Source organism: Bacillus sp. JJ783 (genome assembly GCF_036963225.1).
Lineage (GTDB): Bacteria > Bacillota > Bacilli > Bacillales > Bacillaceae_G > Bacillus_A > Bacillus_A cereus_U.
The window spans coordinates 27,418-27,617 of sequence record NZ_JBALMG010000070.1 but is presented as its reverse complement, the minus strand read 5'-3'; the positions used below and the strand labels follow the sequence as shown (position 1 = coordinate 27,617).

The following is a 200-nucleotide window of genomic DNA, read 5'->3' as shown; positions in this document are numbered from 1 at the left end:
ACAAAAGATATTGAAGCAAATATCCCAAGTGCAGTGAAGAATCAAGCGATTAAAGACGCGAAAAGTTTGTTTGCTACAAAAGTAAAGAAAAGCCATTATAAAATCATCCCGATTCTAAAGAGACCTGTTTGTGTATGGAACAATCAAAATTATTCATTTGATCCTACTTATATTTCAATCCCATTGAAGGTAAATGGAAA

1 pseudogene is annotated in these 200 nt (G+C 32.0%); it reads left to right on the top strand.

Annotated features, from left to right (window positions below):
* Positions 1-200, top strand: a pseudogene (locus V7038_RS15675) (RNA-guided endonuclease TnpB family protein); the annotation flags it as partial.